Here is a 20,366-nt window from a genome sequence, read left to right on the forward strand (position 1 = left end):
ACCCTCATAGGGCGGGTCTCTTCCGCAGCACCGTGGGGCGGGTCTCCTCCACACACCTCGCACACCTCGCACGCTTCACACAAGGACGTCACTCATGGCAGGTCGATTCGCTCCGCGGCCCTCGCGGACGGCGGTGCGCGGTGGCCATGCCGCCGTGCCCGGGGCCGTGCCGCGGCAGGCGGCGGGCCCGGGACGGGTGCGGGAGTGGGTGCCGGACGGGCCGCTGGATCTGGGGCTGGTGCTCGGGCCGCTGCGGCGCGGGGCGGGCGATCCGACCTTCCGTGCGACGCCGGACGGGTCCGTCTGGCGGGCCTGCCTGACGCCGGCCGGGCCCGGGACGCTGCGGGTGTCCACGCACGGTGACCGGGTGCGGGGGCAGGCCTGGGGGCCCGGGGCGGAGTGGCTGCTCCAGGGACTGCCCGAGCTGCTAGGCGCCGCCGACGACCCGGCGGCGTTCGTCCCGCGGCACCGGCTGCTGGCGATGACGCGGCACCGGCGTCCGGGGTTGCGGCTGACGCGCAGCGGGCTGGTGCTGGAGTCGCTGATCCCGTCGATCCTCGAGCAGAAGGTCACGACCGTCGAGGCGTACCGGGCGTGGCGGCTGCTGGTGCGCAGGTTCGGGGAGCCGGCGCCGGGGCCCGCGCCCGAACGGATGTACGTAATGCCGGCGCCCCGTACCTGGGCGCTGATCCCGTCCTGGGAGTGGCACCGGGCCGGGGTCGACGACAAGCGGGCGTCTACGATCCTGCGCGCCGTGCGGGTCGCCGCGCGGCTGGAGGAGACCGGGCGGATGGAGCCGGGGGCGGCCCGGGCGCGGCTGGAGGTCGTGCCGGGGATCGGGCCGTGGACCTCCGCGGAGACGGTACAGCGCAGTCACGGGGCGGCGGACGAGGTCACGGTGGGGGATCTGCACCTGCCGGGGATGGTGGGGTGGGCGCTCGCCGCGGACCGGGACGCGGACGACTCCGCGATGCTGGAGCTGCTGGAGCCGTACGCGGGGCAGCGACACCGGGCTGTCCGGCTGATCCTGCTGAGCGGGAGGGTGCCGGCGCGCAGGATGCCGAAGATGCCGCGGTGGGACATCGGGCGGCTCTGAGGCGCTGCCGGTCGGCCGGTCGGCCGCGGCTCGGCGTCGAGGGCGAGTGGCTCTCCGGCGCCGGCCGTCGGAGGGGGCTCGGCGCCGGAGCCGGAGCCCGTAGCTCTGCGGCCCCGCCCCTCGGCCGGGGCTCGGCGCAGGAGCCGGTAGCTCTCCGGCGCCGGCCGTCGGACAGGGCTCGGCGCAGGAGCCGGGGCCGGGCGTTGCGCAGCCCAGCGGAGCGGGGTGCCGCTGCGCCCACCCGTGCCGCCCCTGCGGCACGACTGCCCGCAGCTGGGCGGGGCGAGTGCCCGCAGCTGGGCGGCGTGGCCGGCCGCAGCTCTGCGGCCGTCGGAACCTACTGGTCCGATGAGAAGCGCACCGCTCTCGCCGGGATGCGGGCGTCGCACCAGATGCGGGCGCCCTGAAGGAGTTCGTTGTCGGCGCCTATGACCGCGCCGTCGCCGATGACCGTGCCCGTGAGGACCGAGCGTTCGCCGACGCGGGCCCGGGTGCCGATGAGGGAGTCGGTGATCACCGCGCGCGGTTCGATCACCGCGCCGGGCAGGATCGTACTGCCGGAGACCCGCGCGCCCTCGGCGACGAACGCGCCCTCGCCCACCACCGTGCCGCCCGACAGCTTCGCGTCCGGGGCGACCCGGGCCGTCGGCAGGACCAGGCGGTCGCCGCAGCGGCCCGGGACGGCGGGTGACGGGGCCCGGCCCAGCACCAGGTCGGCCGAGCCGCGCACGAAGGCCGCCGGGGTGCCCAGGTCCAGCCAGTAGGTGGAGTCGACCATGCCCTGGAGGTGGGCGCCGGCGGACAGCAGGCCGGGGAAGGTCTCCCGCTCCACCGACACCGGCCTGCCGAGGGGGATCGTGTCGATGACCGAACGGCGGAAGACGTACGCGCCCGCGTTGATCTGGTCGGTGACGATCTCCTCGGGTGTCTGCGGCTTCTCCAGGAACGCCAGCACCCTGCCGGTGTCGTCCGTGGGGACCAGGCCGTAGGCGCGCGGGTCCGTGACCTTGGTCAGGTGCAGGGAGACGTCCGCGCCCGTCGTCTCGTGGGTGTCGACCAGGGCCCGGATGTCCAGCCCCGTCAGGATGTCGCCGTTGAAGACGAGGACCGGTTCGTCGGGGCCCGAGTGCAGCCGGGACGCCACGTTGCGGATGGCGCCGCCCGTGCCGAGGGGCTCCTCCTCCGTCACGTACTCCAGGTGGAGGCCGAGCGCGGATCCGTCGCCGAAGTACGGCTCGAAGACCTCGGCCAGGTAGGACGTCGCCAGGACGATGTGCTCGACGCCCGCCGCTCTCGCTCGCGCGAGCTGGTGCGTGAGGAAGGGCACCCCGGCCGCCGGGACCATGGGCTTGGGCGTGTGCACCGTGAGCGGGCGCAGCCGGGTGCCCTTGCCGCCGACCAGGAGGATCGCTTCTGTCACGTGTCGTCTCTGCTTCCTGCCGGGACCGGCCGAACTGTCTTTCGGCCGGTCAGTGTATGCAGACCGTTCCGTGGCGCCTTCGCTGGCCGTGCGGCATTCCACCTCCGTGCCCCCGCATGCCCCCCGGCCGCGGTGAACGTGTGCTCAGCGGCCCTGGTAGCGGGCCGCCGTGGAGCGGGCCGAGCCGAGCTTGCCGTAGAGCTTGCGGCCGGGACACTCCGTCACGAAGCCGTCCTTGTGCCCCGAGATCACGTTCAGTCGAACCTTTTTGCCCTTGGCGTGGAGATTGCTGCCGGCCGACGTCAGGTACGTCTTTCCCTTCGGGTTCATGCCGTACAGCCCGAGCTTCCACGCCGTCAGCCGCGCGACGGCCTTGACCGCGCGCTTCGAGGGCTTCGTGACCCCGTAGGACCCGATGACGGCGATCCCCATGCTGTTGCTGTTGAAACCGAGGGTGTGCGCGCCGAGGACGGGCTTCGCCACGCCTCCGGCCCTGCCCTCGTAGATCCTTCCGCACTTGTCGACGAGGAAGTTGTAGCCGATGTCCCGCCAGCCCATGCTCCTGACGTGGTAGCGGTAGATACTGCGGATGAGTGACGGCGCCTGCGAGCAGCTGTAGTTGTTGCCGCTGGCGGTGTGGTGCACGAAGGCCGCCTTGACCTTCTTCGTGTACCGGAAGCCGCTCTCGCGCAGGCTCTCGTTCGCGCCCCAGCCACGGCGCGTGACGATGGCGGGGCGCGGGCCGACGTAGGGCCCCGCCTTCTGCTGCGCCGCCACCTCGGCGCCGCGCAGGGTGAGGAGCTCCCGCTCGGTCTCCGTGCGGCCGAGGGCCGCGATCTCGGTGGCTCCGAGGGGCGCGAGGCCGGCGTCGGCGGCTGAGGCCTCGGCGGCGGTCACCTCGGTGGCCGCGGAGCTCTCCGCGGTGACGGCGCCGGTGCGGGCGGCGCCGGCCGTGAGGGGGTGGGGCGGGGCGTCGTCCTCGCCCGGGTCGACGAGTTCGAGGCGGAGCCCGGCGGGCAGGGGCAGGCCGCGGGCGGTCGTGCGGTGGTGGTGCCCGGCCGCGGCCTCCGTCTCCGTCGCCGAGCGGACGCGCAGTTCGACGCCGTCGGATTCCCCCACCCACAGCGGGGCGGTGGCGCCGCGTACCCGGCCCGAGGCGCGCTCGGCGGTGTCCGGGTCGGCGGCGTGGTCGGCGTTGTGCGTCTCGACGTCCTGCCAGCCCGACCAGGCGCCGGTGGCGGCGGCGCGGGTGCGGACCTGGACGCGGCCGTGGAGTTCGGCGTCGGGGTCGTCCCAGACGACGCCGAGGAGGGAGAAGTGGCGGACCGCCCGGGGGGACAGACCCTGTTCGGTGGCGGGGGCGGAGGGGGTGGCGCGGTTGCGGGTGAGGGGTTCGAGGGGCAGCGACTGGGTGCTGCCGGCCACGGACGGCCCGGCCGCGCGCCGGAGGGTCCCGACGGTGGCCGGCGTCTCCGCGTGACGCGACCATCCGGCCGCCGTGGCGGCTTCCGTCGCCGCCGCCGGTCTCGCGGTCGCCGCGACGGCGGGCGGGGTGAGGGGGAGGGCCAGAGCGGCCGCACAGGTGACACCGATCGAGGAGGCAAGGAATCCACGCATGCCCCTGATCTTGGACATAGTCGTACAAGTCTGTCTATTTGGGAGTTGACGGGTCGTCGGTCGCGGTTCGGCCGAACCGGTGGGTGATCCGGGGCGGGGAGGTGGCCGGGCCGTTGGGCGCGTGGTGGCGCGCCGCGTACGCTTGCGCGGGTGAACGCCACCGATCGCACCCCTGCCGACCTGCTGGGTTCCACGCTCGCCGCGGATCCGGGCCGCCCCCTGGTGACCTTCTACGACGACGCCACGGGGGAACGGGTCGAACTGTCCGTGGCCACCTTCACCAACTGGGTGGCCAAGACCTCGAATCTGCTGCAGGACGAGCTGTCCGTGGAGCCCGGGGACCGGGTGGCACTGCTGCTGCCGGCGCACTGGCAGACGGCGGTGTGGCTGCTGGCCTGCGCGTCGGTCGGTGTCGTCGCCGAGGTGGCCGGGGATCCGCGCACCGCCGACGTGGTGGTGAGCGGGCCGGACGCGCTGGAGGCGGCGCGGGCCTGCTCCGGGGCGCGGATCGCGATGGCGCTGCGGCCGCTCGGCGGACGGTTCCCGCAGCCGCCCGCGGGGTTCGCCGACTACGCGGTGGAGGTGCCCGGCCAGGGCGACCGCTTCGTGCCGTACGCGCCGGTGGACCCGGACGCGCCCGCGCTGGTCGTGGCCGGGCGGGAGTTCACCGGGGCCGAGGTCGTCGAGCGGGCCCGGGCCGAGGCGACGGCGCTGGGCCTGACCGGACCGGGCTCCCGGATCCTGTCGGGGCTGCCGTACGACACCTGGGAGGGGCTGAACGCGGGGCTGTACGGGCCCCTGGCGACCGGCGGCTCCGTGGTGCTGTGCCGGCACCTGGAGCAGGCCGGGGACGGGGCGGTGGACAAGAGGGTGGAGAGCGAGAGGGTCACGGTGATCGCCCGGTAGGACGGGCTCGGGCCCGGTGCCGCCGGGCCCGTGGACCGGCTCACCCGTTCGGCCCATCCCCACCCCGCCCCCGCCCGTCATGCGCGCCATGGTCGAAGGAGCAGTGCGCGCGGGTGTGTCCGTCACGAGGGGTGGTTGCTGCCGTGGGCGACAGGGTCGGTCCTGCAGTCGGTGCCTCGGCCAGTGGGCGGGGGCTGGTGCGGCGGCGCCGGCGGCGCTGGGCGCGGATCACGGGGTTCGGCGCGGCCGGTCTGCTCGTGGTCGGGGTGGGGGCCGGCTGGGCCGTGTACGCGAAGCTCAGCGGGAACATCACCCCCGACGAGGCGGCCGCGGCCGAGCTCAGGCGGTACGAGAAGGAGCGGCCCACCTCGCTGGTCAGGGGCGCCCGCAACATCCTGCTGATCGGCTCCGACTCGCGCCGGGGCGAGGACAACGCCCGCTACGGGCGCGACTCGGGCACCGAGCGGTCGGACACGACGATCCTGCTGCACCTGTCGGCGGGGCGGAAGAGCGCCACCGCCGTCTCCCTGCCCCGGGACCTGATGGTGAGCCTGCCGGGCTGCCGGCGGCCGGACGGCTCCCGCAGCGCGCCGCGGACGGCCATGTTCAACCAGGCGTTCCAGGTGGGCGGGTCGGCCTGCACCATCCGGACCGTCGAGAAGCTCACCGGCATCCGTGTGGACCACCACGTCGTGGTCGACTTCCACGGCTTCAAGGAGATGGTCGACGCCATCGACGGCGTCGAGGTGTGCCTGCGCGAGCCGATCGACGACCGGGCCGCCAAGCTGCGGCTGCCCGCCGGGCGCGTGACGCTCGACGGGGAGCAGGCCCTCGGCTACGTGCGGGTGCGCAAGTCCCTGGGCGACGGCAGCGACACCGAACGCATGGAGCGGCAGCAGCGGTTCCTCGGGGCGCTCGTCAACAAGGTGCGCAGCAACGACGTCCTGCTGAATCCCGCGAAGCTGTATCCGGTGCTGGACGCCGCCACGTCCTCTCTCACCACCGACCCGGATCTGGCGAGTCTGCGCGGTCTGTACGAACTCGTGCGCGGGCTGCGCGACATTCCCATAGAAAAGGTGCAATTCCTGACCGTTCCCCGGGAGTCGTACGCGCACGACTCCAATCGCGACCAACTCGTGGAGCCGGAGGCGGACCGGCTGTTCCAGCGGCTGCGGACGGACGCGCCGGTGGTGGTCGCCAAGGGTGCGCCGCGCGATTCGGCCCAGCGCGGGCCGGCCGGGGACGCGCATGCGGGGCCCTTCGCGCCGCCCTCCGTCGCGGTTTCTCCCCCACCGACGTTCCGAGGGAACACGGCGGCCGAGGACACCTGTGAGTAAAGCGGGAACCAAGGCACCTCCAAGGCGATGGACCACCGCCCGGAAAAGGGGCGAATTGCCCAGGTGTAGGGACGTGGAATGCGTCACCGCCGTCGCCCCGGACACAACGGGGCGGTTAATGTGAGCGATCCGGTGCGACCGGCTCTGAGGCCCGTCCTGAGGTCGCGCACTGTGTGACCGAGTTCCGGGCGCCCTGGAGGGGGAGGGCGCCGCGTGCCCCGACGGAGGAATCAGGCAACCGTGGACGCGCAAAGCCGTGGGCGGGCGGACGACATCGACCCCGCAGACCAGTGGGTGCTCAACCCGGACACCGGCGAATACGAACTGCGACCGCCCGCTTCCGCACCGCAGCCGGGCGTTCCCTCACCGCGCTGGCCGCCCTCCTCCGCGACCGGCCGGGCGGCGCGCGGCCGCACCCGGGCACCGGGCCGCTCGCAGCCCGAGACGTCCGGCCGCGCACAGCCCGAGACACCCGGCCGCGCGGTGCCGCCGCCGCGCCGGCGCCGCGGGGCACCGGAGGAGCCGCTGCCGGGGCGGCGCGGGCGGCGGCCGGTCAGGAAGACCTCCAAGGGCAAGAAGGCCCTGATGTGGACCGGCGGGACGATGGCGTTCGTGGTGCTCGCGGGGGCGGGAGCCGCGTACCTCTACATCGAGCACCTGAACGACAACATCGCCTCCGTCTCCGACGACGGTGCCAGCACCGGCGGCTTCCAGAAGGACAAGGCGATCAACATCCTGCTGATCGGCACCGACAAGCGCACCGGCAAGGGCAACGAGAGCTACGGCGACGCCGGCAGCGTGGGGCACGCCGACACCACGATCCTGCTGCACGTCTCCAAGGACCGTTCGAACGCGACCGCGCTGAGCATCCCGCGCGACCTGCTCGTGGACGTGCCGGACTGCCCGACCACGCAGGAGGACGGGACGCAGAAGGTCATCCCCGGCACCCGGCAGGCCCGCTTCAACACCAGCCTCGGCCAGGACGGCCGCACCCCCAGCTGCACCATGCGGACCGTGACCGAGCTGACCGGGATCAAACCCGACAACTTCATGGTCGCCGACTTCAACGCCGTCAAGACGCTGACCAGCGCGGTCGGCGGCGTCGAGGTCTGCCTGGGCAAGGACATCGACGACCCGGACTCGCACCTGAAGCTGTCCAAGGGCACGCACACCATCGAGGGCGAGCAGGCGCTGGCGTTCGTCCGCACCCGGCACGCCGTCGGCTTCGGCGGCGACCTGAGCCGCATCGGGCTCCAGCAGCAGTTCCTGAGCGCGCTGATGCGCAAGCTGAAGTCCAACGACACCCTCACCAGCCCCTCCAAGATGCTCGACCTCGCGGAGGCGGGCACCAAGGCGCTGACCGTCGACTCGCAGCTGGACAGCATCGGCAAGCTCAAGGACCTGGGACTGGAGCTGGGCAAGCTCGACACCAAGAACCTGACGTTCACCACCACACCGGTGATCGACAACCCGGCGGAGAAGGTCAGGTCGACGGTCGTGCTCAACGAGTCGTCGGCCCAGCGGGTCTTCCGGATGATCCGGGACGACGTGTCCTTCACCGCGGTGAAGCAGCAGAAGAAGAAGGAGAAGGCCGCCGAGGCCGCCCGGCTGAAGGGCGCCAAGGCCCCGGCCTCCGAGGTGCGGGTGCGCGTCCTCAACGGCGGCGCCGTCGCCGGCAGCGCCCAGGAGACGTTGAACTGGCTGCAGAACGAGGAGGGCGTCACCAAGTCGGAGAACGCCGGCAACGCGCCCGCCGAGCTGGCGAAGACGACCCTGGAGTACTCCCCCGACCAGGCCGACCAGGCCCGCCGGCTCGCCGACCTGATGGGGTTGTCCGGCTCGGCGATGAAGCCGGGCGAGAGCGTGACCAACTCCCAGGGGCAGCCCGCGATGACCCTGACGCTCGGCAAGGACTACAAGGGCGCGGGCGTTCCCCTCAGCACGCCGACGCAGGCCCCGGACGACGTGCAGAAGTCCACCGCCGACAAGGTGGAGTGCGCCAAGTAGCTTGCTGTGGGCGGGTGCTCGCCTGACGTCCGGCAAACAATTGCGTCGGATTGCCCAGTTGTCAGAGCGGGGGGTTCGTCACCCACGTCGCTTGACGCCGAAGTGTGCGGATAGGGTGTGCGATCGAGAGCTCTCCCCCACGAGGTCCGTCCTGGGGGTGGGTGCTGCTTGACCAGCGCCGTGCGCCTTCCGGGGGAGGGCGCCGCGTGGCTCGACGGAGGAATCAGGCAACCGTGGACGCGCAAAGCCGTGGGCGGGCGGACGACATCGACCCCGCAGACCAGTGGGTACTCAACCCGGACACCGGCGAATACGAACTGCGACCGCCCGCTTCCGCACCGCAGTCACCGGTCCCCGGGCCCCGTTCCGGCGCACGCGGCCCTTCCAGGGCGGGTGGCTCGGCACGTCCCCGCACAGCCGCCCCCCGCCGTCCGGCCGAGGGTGCCCCCGCGCGGCGGTCCGGCGCGGCGGCCTCCGGCGACGAGGCCCCGGCCGGGCGCCGACGCGGCGCCGCCCCCGCCGAAGCGGCGGCTGGCCGGCGCGGGCGCCGTCCGGCGCAGAAGCCCAAGGGCGGGAAGGCCCTGCTGTGGACCGGAGGCACGCTGGCCTTCGTGCTCCTGGCCACGAGCGCGGCCGCGTACCTGTACTACGAGCACCTCAACGACAACATCACCTCCGTGTCGGACGACGGCGCGGGCACCGGCGGGTTCAGCAAGGACCGCGCCATCAACATCCTGCTCATCGGCACCGACAAGCGCACCGGCGAGGGCAACGAGGGCTACGGCGACAAGGGCAGCTCCGGGCACGCGGACACCACGCTGGTGCTGCACGTCTCCAAGGACCGCACGAACGCCACGGTGCTGAGCATCCCGCGCGACCTGGTCACCGACATCCCGGACTGCCCGACGACGCAGGAGGACGGCTCGGAGAAGATCATCCCGGGCACGCCGAACACCCGCTTCAACCAGAGTCTCGGCCAGGAGGACCGGACGCCGAGCTGCACCATGCGCACGGTCACCGAGCTCACCGGGCTGACGATGGACCACTTCATGGTGGCCGACTTCAACGCGGTCAAGACGCTGACCAGCGCGGTCGGCGGCGTCGACGTGTGCCTGGCCAAGGACATCAAGGACAAGGACTCCAAGCTCGACCTGCCCAAGGGCGAGCACACGATCGAGGGCGAGGACGCGCTGGCGTTCGTGCGCACCCGGCACTCCGTGGGCTTCGGCGGCGACCTGAGCCGGATCGAGCTGCAACAGCAGTTCCTGGGCTCGCTGATGCGCAAGCTGAAGTCCAACGACACCCTCACCAGCCCGTCCAAGATGATCAAGCTGGCGGAGGCGGGCACCAAGGCCCTCACCGTCGACTCCCAGATCAGCACGATCAAGAAGCTGGCCGACCTCGGCGCCGAGCTGGGCAAGTTCGACACCAGGAACCTCACGTTCGCCACCGTGCCGGTCGACGACAACCCCGAGGAGGCGGTCAAGGCCACGGTGGTGCTGAAGCAGCCCCAGGCCCAGCAGCTCTTCGCGATGGTCCGGGACGACGTGTCGCTGACCGAGGTGAAGCAGAAGAAGAAGCAGGAGAAGGCCGCGGAGGCCGCCCGGCTGAAGGGCACCAAGGCCCCGGCCTCCGAGGTGCGCGTGCGCATCCTCAACGGCGGCGCCGTCGCCGGCAGCGCCCAGGAGACCCTCAGCTGGCTGCAGGTCGAGGAGGGCGTCACCAAGTCCGAGAACGCGGGCAACGCCGGGGAGCAGCTGGCGAGGACGACGCTGGAGTACGCGCCCGGGCAGGCGGACCAGGCACGCCGGCTCGCCGCCGTCCTGGGCCTGTCCGGGGCAGCGATGAAGCCGGGCGAGAGCGTGACCAACTCCCAGGGGCAGCCCGCGATGACGCTGACCCTGGGCAGGGACTACAAGGGCGCGGGCGTTCCGCTCACCACGCCGACCAAGGCACCGGAGGACGTGCAGAAGTCCACCGCCGACAAGGTGCGGTGCGCGAAGTGACCTGACCGTCCCGGTCTGCGTCTTACCGGCGGACGGAGATTTCGGACAGTTGACCGGGTGTACATCCGACCGGGCGTGTCAGGTGTCCAAACAGTGACGGGGACGACCGTGCCCGGCGGGAAGCGGGGCATCCGTGTCCGGACGGACGCGGGTCGCTGGGGATCCGAACACGACGCGGGGCGACCCGTGGGTCGGCCGTAGGGGTGGGGAGGCAGGGTATGGCGCAGAGTGACGTGCGCTCAGGCAGCGCTCGGCGTGCGGCGGGCGGCCTGGTCCAGCAGGAGCGTCCGGGCACGGGTTCGTCCGCCACGGGCGACGGCGACGGGAGCGGCCGGGGCGGGCGGCCTGGCGGGGGGCGCCGGATACTGCGCTGGTTCGCCCTCGTGCTGTCGGTGCTGATACTCGGGACGGCCGCCGCCGGTTACCTCTACTACCGCCACCTCAACGGCAACCTCGACAAGGGCAAGCGCAACAGCGGCGACTCCGACGTCCGCAAGACCGAGCCCAACTCGGCCGGCCAGAGCCCCCTCAACATCCTGCTGATCGGCTCCGACAGCCGGAACTCCGCGGAGAACGTCAAACTCGGCGGCAGCCGGGACAACGTCGGCAGCAAGCCCCTGGCCGACGTCCAGATGCTGCTGCACGTCTCGGCGGACCGCGAGAGCGCGTCCGTGGTGAGCATCCCGCGCGACACCCGGGTGGACATCCCCGAGTGCACCGACCCCGACACCGGCGAGACCTACCCGGCGAAGAACACCATCATCAACGAGTCGCTCCAGCGCGGCGGACCGGGCTGCACACTGGCGACCTGGCAGAACCTCACCGGTGTGTACATCGACCACTGGATGATGGTCGACTTCGCCGGTGTGGTCGACATGGCGGACGCCGTCGGTGGTGTCCCGGTCTGCGTCAACCAGAACGTGTGGGACCGGCCGCTGTCCGGCCAGCGCGGCGGCTCCGGGCTCAAGCTGAAGGCCGGCACGCACAAGGTGCAGGGCAAGCAGGCGCTGCAGTGGCTGCGCACCCGGCACGCCTGGGGCAGTGACCCGCTGCGCGCCAAGGCGCAGCACATGTACATGAACGCGATGATCCGCACGCTGAAGGAGCAGAACGTCTTCACGGACACGGGCCGGCTGATGGGCCTGGCCGAGGCCGGCACGAAGGCGCTGAAGGTGTCCGAGGAGATCGGCACGGTCAAGGAGTTGTACAACCTCGGCATGCAGCTGAAGTCGGTCCCGACGAGCCGCATCACCATGACGACGATGCCGTGGATCGAGGACAACCTGGACCGCAACCACCTGCTGCCCAAGCCGGGGGACGCGGACAGGATGTGGGCGATGCTCCGCGACGACGTCTCCTTCGACAAGAACGGCGAGAGCCGCGCGGCCACGGCCACGGCCCCGTCCTCGTCGCCGTCGCCGTCGCCGGAGAAGTCCGCCCTGCCCGCCGCCGCTCCGGCCGCCGGGCTGTCGGTCACGGTCGTCAACGGCACGGCGAGCGAGGAACGGGCCGCCGTTCCGCACCGGGCCGCGGCGATCGCCGCCGCGCTGCAGCAGGAGGGGTTCACCCGGGCCGTCGCCGGCGGCGTGCAGGAACCGCAGGCGCGGACCCAGGTGACGTACCCGGAGAGCACCGGGGAGCAGGGCCGCGCCAACGCGCTGGCGGTGGCCGAGGCGGTCGGTGTGCCGAGCAGCCGGGTGCGGGCCGCGGACACCGTCACGACGACCCTGACCGTCGGCAGCGACTGGCGGGAGGGCACGGCCTACCCCGAGCAGAAGGCCCCCGAGGCGGGCGACCTGCCCGAGAGCGCGGACGCGCTGACCGCGGACGAGAAGGAGTGCATGGACGTGTACGCGCCCTACCGGTGGTGAGCACGGCCGGGAACCCTTCGCACGCCGGGGGACGGCTGGGCGCGCGCGGCGGCCCCCTGCCCTGGAGAACGGGTGGCGCCGGCCGCTCGGCCTCGCGCCCGTAACCCAGGCACACGCGGGGCCCCCTCCCGTCCAACGACCACGGTCCTCGCAACTCCCACGGATCGCGGGTGCTGCGAGGACCGCTCGAACCCAACGACCGGGAAGGGGCCCGCGTGCGTGAGCGGTCAGCTCGTGGTCGCGTCCGCCCGGACCGGCGGGCGGCGGGAGGCGATCACCTTCCTCGCCAGGGAGCGAGGGCTCGTCAGGAAGCCCCAGCCCCACGACATGTGCATCGTGGCGAGCGCCACGGGGATCCGCAGCCGGGCCTTCAGCGGCAGCCCCTTGCCCGCCGGGACCGAGCCGAGCACGATCGCCGCGAGATAGCCGCCGGGCACCACGAGCCCCCACGGCGTCAGCAGCGCGCCCACCACGAGACCGGCCGCGATCGCGCACACGGCGGTCGGCGGGGCGAGGTAGCGCAGGTTGATGGAGCCCTCGTGGAAGCGGGCGACGACGTGCCGCCAACGGCCGTAGTCCTTGTACTGCTTGGCGAGGGCCTTCACGCTCGGCCGCGGCCGGTACGAGACCTTCAGCTCCGGCGAGAACCAGATCAGCCCGCCGGCCTCACGGATGCGGAAGTTCAGCTCCCAGTCCTGGGCGCGGATGAACTCCACGTTGTAGCCGCCCTGCCGCTCCAGCGCCTCGCGCCGGAAGACGCCCAGGTAGACCGTCTCGGCCGGACCCGCCTGACCACCGGTGTGGAAGGCGGCGTTGCCCACCCCGATCTTCGAGGTCATCGCCGCGGCGACGGCGTGCTCCCAGTCGTTCTCGCCCTCGGCGTGCATGATGCCGCCGACGTTCTGCGCGCCGGTCTCCTCCAGCAGCCGCACGGCGGTGGCGATGTAGTCCGGGGAGAGCATGCCGTGCCCGTCGACCCGCACCACGATCGGGTGCCGGGAGGCGTTGATCGCGGCGTTCAGCGCGGCGGGCGTACGGCCGGTGGGGTTCGGGACGGTGTGCACGCGCGGGTCTTCGGCCACGAGCTCGGCGGCGATCTCGTCCGTGCGGTCCGTGGACGGACCGAGGGCGATCACGACCTCCATCTCGCCGGCGTACTCCTGCGCGAGGATCGCTTGGACTGCTCCCCGCAGGTGCCGCTCCTCGTTGAGGACGGGCATGATCACGGAAACGGCGGGGAGCCGCACGTCGGGATTGGCGTTCATAGGAGCCTCACGTTACCGCGAACGGGGGACAGCGGTGCGCGCCGCCGGGGCACAAACGCGGGCAGCAGATCGTATCGGCCTACGGTTTCACGGATCCCACGTACGGCCGTCGTCCGGAGGTGTCCCCATGCCCACGCCGCCGCGATCCTCCCGGTCCACCGCCGGCCCGCAGCGCCGCCCGCAGCCGCCCTCCCGCCGCAAGGCCCCGCGCCGTCCCGCGCCGCCCGCGCGGCGCCGCAGGCCGCGCTGGGGGATGCGGGTGGTCACCACGTTCTCGGTGGTGGTCCTCGCCTCGGCCGGCATCGGGCACGCCGTGGTGACCGGCCTCGACGCCGACATCACGCGGGTCGACGCCTTCAAGGACATGAAGAACCGCCCCCGGTCCGGCCACGGCATGAACGTCCTGCTGGTCGGCACCGACGGCCGCGAGAGGATCAGCAAGGAGGAGCGGCGCAAGTACCGTCTGGGCGGGGCGCCCTGCCACTGCACGGACACGATGATGATCGTGCACATCTCGGAGGACCGGCAGCGGGCGAGCGTGGTGAGCCTGCCGCGGGACTCCTACGCGATGACCCCCGCGCACCGCGACCGCACCTCGGGCGAACGCCACCACGGGCACCCCCTCAAACTGAACGCCGCCTACGCCGAGGGCGGGCCGCAGCTGACCGTGCGCACGGTCGAGAGCATGACCAAGGTGAAGATCGACCACTACCTGGAGGTCGACTTCACCAGCTTCATGAAGACCGTGGACGTGGTCGGCGGTGTGCGGATCTGCACGACGGAGCCGCTGAAGGACAGTTACACCGGCCTGAACCTGCCGCCCGGCCGGCACACGCTCGCCGGCGGGCAGGCGCTGCAGTACGTGCGCGCCCGGCACATCGACGGGGCCTCCGACCTGGGCCGCATGAAGCGGCAGCAGCGCTTCATGGCGGCGCTCGTGGAACGCCTCACGTCCTCCGGGATCCTCCTCAACCCGATGAAGTTGCGGGACGTGACCCGGGCCGTGCTCGGCTCGGTGCGGGCCGACAAGGGATTCGGCACGGAGGAGATGCTGGACCTCGGCCGGGCCATGCGGAACTTCTCCCCCTCCTCCTCCGAGTTCACGACCGTGCCCATCGGGAAGACGGGATACGCCGTCAAGGGCGTGGGCTCGACGCTGAAGTGGGACCCCGTGAAGTCCGAGCGCCTCTTCCAGGCCCTGCGCCAGGACCAGCCGCTGTCGGTGCACCGGTCGCGCGGCGTCGCCAGGATCGTCGCGGTCGCCCCTCAGCAGATCCGCGTGCAGGTGGAGAACGGCACGCGCACGCCCGGTCTCGGCCGCCGGGTGGACGCGGCCCTGTCCTCCACGGGCTTCCGCACGACCAAGGCCCCGGTGAACTCCCGCACCCGGGACGTCAGGCGCACGGTCGTCGCGTACGACCCGCGCTGGGACCGCTCGGCCAAGTCCCTCTCGACCGCCCTCCCGGGCAGCGAACTCCGCCCCGTCAAGGGCTTGGGCGCGACCCTGAAGGTGATCGCGGGAGCGGACTTCGAGCGTGTGCGGAAGGTGCGGGCCGAGGACCCGGGGCAGGGCGAGTTCGGGGTGGTGCGGGGCGACGAGGTGGCGTGCTCGTAGCAGGCCCGGCTCAGTCCTCGAAGCCCTCCGCGGCCCGCTTCTCCCGCAGTTCCATGATCGCGCGGCGGCGGGCCAGGCGGTGGGTGCGGCGGATCTGGGCCTCCTGGTAGCGGCGCTTGTCGCGTTCCGTCTCGGGCAGGACCTGCGGGACCCGGCGGGGTGTGCCGTCGGCGTCGACGGCGGCGAAGACGAGGTAGGCGGAGCCGACCTGCGTGGGCGGCGTCGACTCGTTCCAGCGCTCGGCCAGGACCCGGACGCCGACCTCCATGGACGTCCGGCCGGTCCAGTTCACCTGGGCCTTGACGTGCACCAGGTCACCGACGCGGACGGGCTCCAGGAACACCATCTCGTCCATCGACGCGGTCACCGCCGGCCCGCCGGAGTGCCGCCCGGCCACAGCCCCCGCGGCGTCGTCGACCAGCTTCATGATCACCCCGCCGTGCACGGTCCCCAGAAGGTTCGTGTCGTTGTGGGTCATGATGTGGCTGAGGGTGGTGCGGGACGCCGCAGTCGGCTTGCCCGGGATATCCGCAGTGCCGGAATCCGCAGCTGGGGCCTGGTCTGTCACGGCCCCCACCTTATGCCGACCGCGCATGAGGGGTTTTGTGTCAGCTTCGCCACAGCCGTGCTCTGATTTTCCGACGACTCTTGTATGGCGTACCGCGTGGACCTGCACACTGGGGCCCATGAATGATTGGCCCCAGGGATGGTCCGGCGGCGACCGCGGCAGCCGGTTCGGACGTGGCAGCTCGAGCGCGCAGCCCGAGAGCGCCCGTGTCATGCGCCAGGTCCGCCGTGGTCCGGCGGCATCGCCCGGCCAGGGCGCCCACGGCGCCCCGCAGTACGCCGGCGGCGTCCCGCAGCAGCCGTCCTACGTGGACGGCCAGGGCTACGGCGAGCCGCCCGGTTACGACAGCGGCTACAACACCGGCCAGGTCTACGGCTCCCCCGGTGGCCGCGGCCCCGGCGGACCGGACGACGGCGTGTACGGGCCGCGGCCCGCGCCGGACTGGCGCCGCCGCATCAAGGTGACGGCCGTCACGGTGGTGACGGTGCTGGTGGTGACGAGCGTCGCCACCTACTTCTGGGCCGACTCCAAGCTCAACCGCGAGGTCGACCTGTCGAAGGTCATCGACCGGCCGGAGGCGGGCGAGGGCACCAACTACCTGATCGTCGGCTCCGACAGCCGCGCGGGCATGTCCGCCGAGGACAAGAAGAAGCTGCACACCGGCTCCGCCGAGGGCAAGCGCACGGACTCGATGATGATCCTGCACACCGGCGGCAACGGCCCGACGCTGATCTCGCTGCCGCGTGACTCGAACGTCACCATCCCCTCGTACAAGGGCTCCGACTCCGGCAAGCTCTACCCCGCCCGGGGCCGGCAGACGAAGCTGAACGCCGCGTACGCGGAGGACGGCCCGGAGCTGCTGGTCCGTACCGTCGAGGCCAACACGGGCCTGCACATCGACCACTACGTGGAGATCGGCTTCGGCGGCTTCGCGAACATCGTGGACGCGGTCGGCGGCGTCGAGATGGACATCCCGCAGGACATCAAGGACACCAAGTCCGGCGCGGACCTGAAGAAGGGCCGGCAGACCCTCAACGGCGAGCAGGCCCTCGCCTTCGTCCGCACCCGCTACGCGCTCGCGGGCTCCGACCTGGACCGTACGAAGAACCAGCAGAAGTTCCTCTCCGCGCTGGCCAACCAGGTCGCCACTCCGAGCACGGTGCTCAACCCGTTCAAGCTGTACCCCACCATGGGCGCGGGCCTGGACTCGCTCGTGGTCGACGAGGACATGGGCCTGTTCGACCTGGCGTCGATGTTCTGGGCGATGAAGGGCGTCAGCGGCGGCGAGGGCACGTCGATGAACATGCCCATCGCGGGCAACTCCGCCAACGGCAACCTCCAGTGGGACACCGCGAAGGTGAAGAAGCTGGTGGAGGAGCTCAAGAACGACGAGAAGGTCACCGTCTCCGGCAACTGAGCGGACGGCGGCGCGAGCTCCGCGGTGGAAAAAAGGGCGGCGCCCGGCGGGGCGCCCCCCTTCGCCGTCCGGTGGTGCTCACCTCATGTGGGCCGACATCGAGCGGCACATCTCGGCGCAGGTGCGGCACGCCTCGGCGCACCGCGTCATCTGTGCGTCCTCCGGCATGGCCATACACGCCTCCGCGCACATGTCACAGGCGCGGGCGCACATCGCGCACATCTCGGCCGACAGCGGCGAGCGCCGCATCATCATGTCGGCGCACAGCCGCGTCGTCTCGGCGCAGTCGATGACGGCGCGCATGATCTGCATCTGGGTCTGGCCGCCCGTCTGCAGGCAGGAGCTCATGGTCTCCTCGCAGACGCCGTGACAGGTCATGCAGGCCTGGACGCAGTCCTGCATCTCCTTGCTGAGCGGGGTGGCGGTGGTGGGCTGCTGGGTCATGGCTTCCTCCCGGGGCCGGCGGGAGCCGCGGCTCGGCGCCCGCCTCCTCTCGTCCTACGCCTCCCGCCCCATGAGCACCACAGGGCGGACCGCACGCGTTCCGCTTCTCGCCGCCTGTGAGGCACGACTCAGCCGGGGCTGCGTGAAACGGCCGACAGCGGCAAGGAGGGGATGCAGACGCCCCGGGGGGCGGCGTCGTGAAGGCACCGGCAGGGCAGTTCCGCGGCGAGGGGGAGACCCACCCATGACACAGCAGACCTACGACGAACGGACGGCACCGGAACCCCAACCGGAGCCGGGACACAGCAGATCCGAGGCGCAGAAGCAGCGGCTGCGCAGGCGTCTTGAGCGCCTGATCGGAATCGCCGCGACCGAGGGCAACGAGCTGGTGCCGCTGCGCAACGGCGACGAGATCTTCCCCGCGATGCTGGCCGCCATCCGGGCCGCCGAGCACACGGTCGACATGATGACGTTCGTGTACTGGCGCGGCGACATCGCGCACGAGTTCGCCGACGCCCTGGCCGAGCGGGCCCGCGCGGGCGTCCGGGTGCGGCTGCTGCTGGACGGCTTCGGCGCCAAGGAGATCGAGCGGGACCTGCTGGACGCCATGGACGAGGCCGGGGTGCAGGTGGCCTGGTTCCGCAAGCCCACGCGGCTGTCGCCGATGCGGCAGAACCACCGCTGCCACCGCAAGGTGCTGGTCACCGACGAGCACACCGCGTTCACCGGGGGCGTCGGCATCGCCGAGGAGTGGTGCGGTGACGCCCGGAACCCGGACGAGTGGCGCGACACCCACGTCCAGGTGCGCGGCCCCGCCGTGGACGGCATCGCCGCGGCCTTCGCCCAGAACTGGGCCGAGTGCCACGACGACCTCTACGACGACGAGGACCGCTTCACTCCGCAGCCCCAGCCGGGCCGGTCCACGGTCCAGGTCGTGCGGGGTTCGGCCTCCTTCGGCTGGCAGGACATGCAGACGGTCCTGCGGGTGCTGATCACCTCGGCGCAGGAGCGGTTGCGGCTGGCCACGGCCTACTTCGCCCCCGACACCTACTTCATCGACCTGCTGGCCGCCGCGGCCCGGCGCGGGGTGCGGGTCGAGATCCTGCTGCCGGGGCCGCACACCGACCAGCGGGCGTGCCTGCTGGCCGGGCGGCAGCACTACCAGACCCTCGTGGACGCCGGGGTGGAGGTGCGGGAGTACCAGCAGACGATGCTCCACACGAAGATCCTGACCGTGGACGGGGTCTGCTCGCTGATCGGTTCGACGAACTTCAACCGCCGGTCCATGGAGCACGACGAGGAGGTCGTCCTGGCCGTCCTCGACGAGGACTTCACGGCGGCGCTCGACGCCGACTTCGACGCCGACCGGAAGCTGAGCGAGCCGATCGACGCCGCGCGCTGGCGGCGGCGGCCCCTTCCCGCGCGGCTGGCCGAGGCCGCGGTGACGCCGATCCGGCGCTTCCTGTGAGAGGGCGCCCGGGATCCTCCGACATGCCTCGGCCCCGGCGATCGCCGGGGCCGAGGCATGTCACGTGAAGGCGGGACTACGGCAGGTTGCGCGCGATGACGATGCGCTGGACCTGGTTGGTGCCCTCGTAGATCTGGGTGATCTTGGCGTCGCGCATCATGCGCTCCACCGGGTAGTCGCGGGTGTAGCCGTAGCCGCCCAGGAGCTGGACGGCGTCCGTGGTGACCTCCATCGCCACGTCCGAGGCGAAGCACTTGGCGGCGGCGCCCAGGTAGGTGAGGTCGGCGTCGACGCGCTGGGAGGCGGCGGCGGCCTGGTAGGTCAGGGCGCGGGCGGCCGAGATCTTCATGGACATGTCCGCGAGCATGAACTGGATGCCCTGGAAGTCGGCGATCGGCTTGCCGAACTGCTTGCGCTCCTTGACGTAGCCCTTGGCGTAGTCGAGGGCGCCCTGGGCGATGCCGAGGGCCTGGGCGGCGATGGTGATGCGGGTGTGGTCGAGCGTCTTCATCGCCGTGGCGAAGCCGGTGCCCTCCTCGCCGATCATCCGCTCGGCGGGGATGCGGACGTTGTCGAGGTAGACCTCGCGGGTCGGGGAGCCCTTGATGCCGAGCTTCTTCTCGGGGGCGCCGAAGGAGACGCCCTCGTCGGACTTCTCCACCACGAAGGCGGAGATGCCCTTGGAGCGCTTCTCCGGGTCGGTGACGGCCATCACCGTGTAGAACTCGGACTCGCCGGCGTTGGTGATCCAGCGCTTGACGCCGTTGAGCACGTAGTGGTCGCCGTCGCGGACGGCCTTGGTCTTCATGCCGGCGGCGTCCGAGCCGGCGTCCGGCTCGGAGAGGCAGTAGGAGAACATGCCCTCGCCCTTGGCGAGCGGGGTCATGTACCGCTTCTTCAGGTCCTCGGAGCCGGAGAGGATCACCGGCAGGGAGCCGAGCTTGTTCACGGCCGGGATCAGGGAGGAGGAGCCGCAGACGCGGGCGACCTCCTCGATGACTATGACGGTCGCGAGCGCGTCCGCGCCGGCGCCGCCGTACTCCTCGGGTACGTGCACGGCGTGCAGGTCGTTGGCGACCAGTGCCTGGAGGGCCTCGCGCGGGAAGCGGGCCTCCTCGTCCACCGCGGCGGCGTACGGCGCGATCTTCGCCTCGGCCAGCGAGCGGACGGCGTCACGGAGCATGTCGTGCTCCTCGGACGGGCGGTACAGGTCGAAGTCAGCCGATCCGGCCAAGGTCTCTCACGCTCCAAAACGCTGCGATGGTGACGCTAACTACCGTTAAGTAATCAAAAGTTTATGGCGTCGCCCGGCGGAGGGGTACGTGAGCT

At 72.0% G+C, this 20,366-nt stretch carries 15 protein-coding genes; 9 read left to right on the forward strand and 6 right to left on the reverse strand.

Going from position 1 to position 20,366, the window contains the following annotated elements:
- Positions 1-94 precede the first annotated feature (94 nt).
- Complete coding sequence (locus tag ACFW6P_RS07900) at positions 95-1,096, forward strand: DNA-3-methyladenine glycosylase family protein (RefSeq protein ID WP_386346593.1); 1,002 nt, start codon at positions 95-97, stop codon at positions 1,094-1,096.
- 337 nt (positions 1,097-1,433) lie between these two features.
- On the opposite strand, the gene ACFW6P_RS07905 is transcribed toward ACFW6P_RS07900, so the two are convergent.
- Positions 1,434-2,516, reverse strand: a complete 1,083-nt coding sequence (locus ACFW6P_RS07905) for a sugar phosphate nucleotidyltransferase (protein ID WP_386423175.1) — start codon at positions 2,514-2,516, stop codon at positions 1,434-1,436.
- A gap of 144 nt (positions 2,517-2,660) precedes the next feature.
- Positions 2,661-4,133, reverse strand: coding sequence for a peptidoglycan recognition protein (locus ACFW6P_RS07910; protein WP_386346597.1), 1,473 nt, complete (start codon positions 4,131-4,133; stop codon positions 2,661-2,663).
- A gap of 150 nt (positions 4,134-4,283) precedes the next feature.
- Between ACFW6P_RS07910 and ACFW6P_RS07915 the strand changes: the two genes are divergently transcribed.
- From ACFW6P_RS07915 to ACFW6P_RS07935, 5 genes are all read left to right on the forward strand, one after another.
- Complete coding sequence (locus ACFW6P_RS07915) at positions 4,284-5,039, forward strand: TIGR03089 family protein (RefSeq protein WP_386423177.1); 756 nt, start codon at positions 4,284-4,286, stop codon at positions 5,037-5,039.
- Between the two features lie 143 nt (positions 5,040-5,182).
- Positions 5,183-6,376, forward strand: coding sequence for an LCP family protein (locus tag ACFW6P_RS07920; protein ID WP_386423178.1), 1,194 nt, complete (start codon positions 5,183-5,185; stop codon positions 6,374-6,376).
- 240 nt (positions 6,377-6,616) lie between these two features.
- A complete protein-coding gene (locus tag ACFW6P_RS07925) occupies positions 6,617-8,383 on the forward strand; it encodes an LCP family protein (RefSeq protein ID WP_386346603.1) in 1,767 nt (588 codons plus the stop codon).
- Between the two features lie 233 nt (positions 8,384-8,616).
- Positions 8,617-10,389, forward strand: a complete 1,773-nt coding sequence (locus ACFW6P_RS07930; RefSeq protein WP_386346605.1) for an LCP family protein — start codon at positions 8,617-8,619, stop codon at positions 10,387-10,389.
- A gap of 218 nt (positions 10,390-10,607) precedes the next feature.
- Positions 10,608-12,260, forward strand: coding sequence for an LCP family protein (locus tag ACFW6P_RS07935; RefSeq protein ID WP_386423180.1), 1,653 nt, complete (start codon positions 10,608-10,610; stop codon positions 12,258-12,260).
- Between the two features lie 227 nt (positions 12,261-12,487).
- On the opposite strand, the gene ACFW6P_RS07940 is transcribed toward ACFW6P_RS07935, so the two are convergent.
- Positions 12,488-13,525, reverse strand: coding sequence for a glycosyltransferase family 2 protein (locus ACFW6P_RS07940; protein ID WP_386346609.1), 1,038 nt, complete (start codon positions 13,523-13,525; stop codon positions 12,488-12,490).
- A 127-nt stretch (positions 13,526-13,652) separates the two neighbouring features.
- On the opposite strand from ACFW6P_RS07940, the gene ACFW6P_RS07945 reads away from it, so the two are divergent.
- Entirely contained in the window at positions 13,653-15,140 is a 1,488-nt protein-coding gene (locus ACFW6P_RS07945) for an LCP family protein (RefSeq protein WP_386346611.1), read from the forward strand.
- A gap of 10 nt (positions 15,141-15,150) precedes the next feature.
- On the opposite strand, the gene ACFW6P_RS07950 is transcribed toward ACFW6P_RS07945, so the two are convergent.
- Positions 15,151-15,735: an acyl-CoA thioesterase gene (locus ACFW6P_RS07950; protein WP_386346613.1), complete on the reverse strand. Its 585-nt coding sequence runs from the start codon at positions 15,733-15,735 to the stop codon at positions 15,151-15,153.
- 91 nt (positions 15,736-15,826) lie between these two features.
- Between ACFW6P_RS07950 and ACFW6P_RS07955 the strand changes: the two genes are divergently transcribed.
- Positions 15,827-17,125: an LCP family protein gene (locus ACFW6P_RS07955; RefSeq protein WP_386346615.1), complete on the forward strand. Its 1,299-nt coding sequence runs from the start codon at positions 15,827-15,829 to the stop codon at positions 17,123-17,125.
- Positions 17,126-17,203: 78 nt separating this feature from the next.
- Here ACFW6P_RS07955 and ACFW6P_RS07960 read toward each other — a convergent pair whose 3' ends face one another.
- Positions 17,204-17,569 (reverse strand): four-helix bundle copper-binding protein, encoded by a 366-nt coding sequence (locus tag ACFW6P_RS07960; protein ID WP_386346617.1) that lies wholly within the window; start codon positions 17,567-17,569, stop codon positions 17,204-17,206.
- A 244-nt stretch (positions 17,570-17,813) separates the two neighbouring features.
- On the opposite strand from ACFW6P_RS07960, the gene ACFW6P_RS07965 reads away from it, so the two are divergent.
- On the forward strand, positions 17,814-19,037 hold the full coding sequence (locus ACFW6P_RS07965; RefSeq protein ID WP_386346619.1) for a phosphatidylserine/phosphatidylglycerophosphate/cardiolipin synthase family protein: 1,224 nt from the start codon (positions 17,814-17,816) through the stop codon (positions 19,035-19,037).
- A 76-nt stretch (positions 19,038-19,113) separates the two neighbouring features.
- Here ACFW6P_RS07965 and ACFW6P_RS07970 read toward each other — a convergent pair whose 3' ends face one another.
- Entirely contained in the window at positions 19,114-20,271 is a 1,158-nt protein-coding gene (locus ACFW6P_RS07970; RefSeq protein WP_386346621.1) for an acyl-CoA dehydrogenase, read from the reverse strand.
- Positions 20,272-20,366: the final 95 nt, after the last annotated feature.

It is taken from the genome of Streptomyces sp. NPDC058741 (assembly GCF_042746715.1).
GTDB lineage: Bacteria > Actinomycetota > Actinomycetes > Streptomycetales > Streptomycetaceae > Streptomyces.

Coding starts and splice junctions, on each gene's coding strand:
- ACFW6P_RS07900 (WP_386346593.1), top strand. CDS start 95: ATGGCAGGTCGATTCGCTCCGCGGCCCTCGCGGACGGCGGTGCGCGGT.
- ACFW6P_RS07910 (WP_386346597.1), bottom strand. CDS start 4,133: ATGCGTGGATTCCTTGCCTCCTCGATCGGTGTCACCTGTGCGGCCGCT.
- ACFW6P_RS07935 (WP_386423180.1), top strand. CDS start 10,608: ATGGCGCAGAGTGACGTGCGCTCAGGCAGCGCTCGGCGTGCGGCGGGC.
- ACFW6P_RS07940 (WP_386346609.1), bottom strand. CDS start 13,525: ATGAACGCCAATCCCGACGTGCGGCTCCCCGCCGTTTCCGTGATCATG.
- ACFW6P_RS07945 (WP_386346611.1), top strand. CDS start 13,653: ATGCCCACGCCGCCGCGATCCTCCCGGTCCACCGCCGGCCCGCAGCGC.
- ACFW6P_RS07950 (WP_386346613.1), bottom strand. CDS start 15,735: ATGCGCGGTCGGCATAAGGTGGGGGCCGTGACAGACCAGGCCCCAGCT.
- ACFW6P_RS07955 (WP_386346615.1), top strand. CDS start 15,827: ATGAATGATTGGCCCCAGGGATGGTCCGGCGGCGACCGCGGCAGCCGG.
- ACFW6P_RS07960 (WP_386346617.1), bottom strand. CDS start 17,569: ATGACCCAGCAGCCCACCACCGCCACCCCGCTCAGCAAGGAGATGCAG.
- ACFW6P_RS07965 (WP_386346619.1), top strand. CDS start 17,814: ATGACACAGCAGACCTACGACGAACGGACGGCACCGGAACCCCAACCG.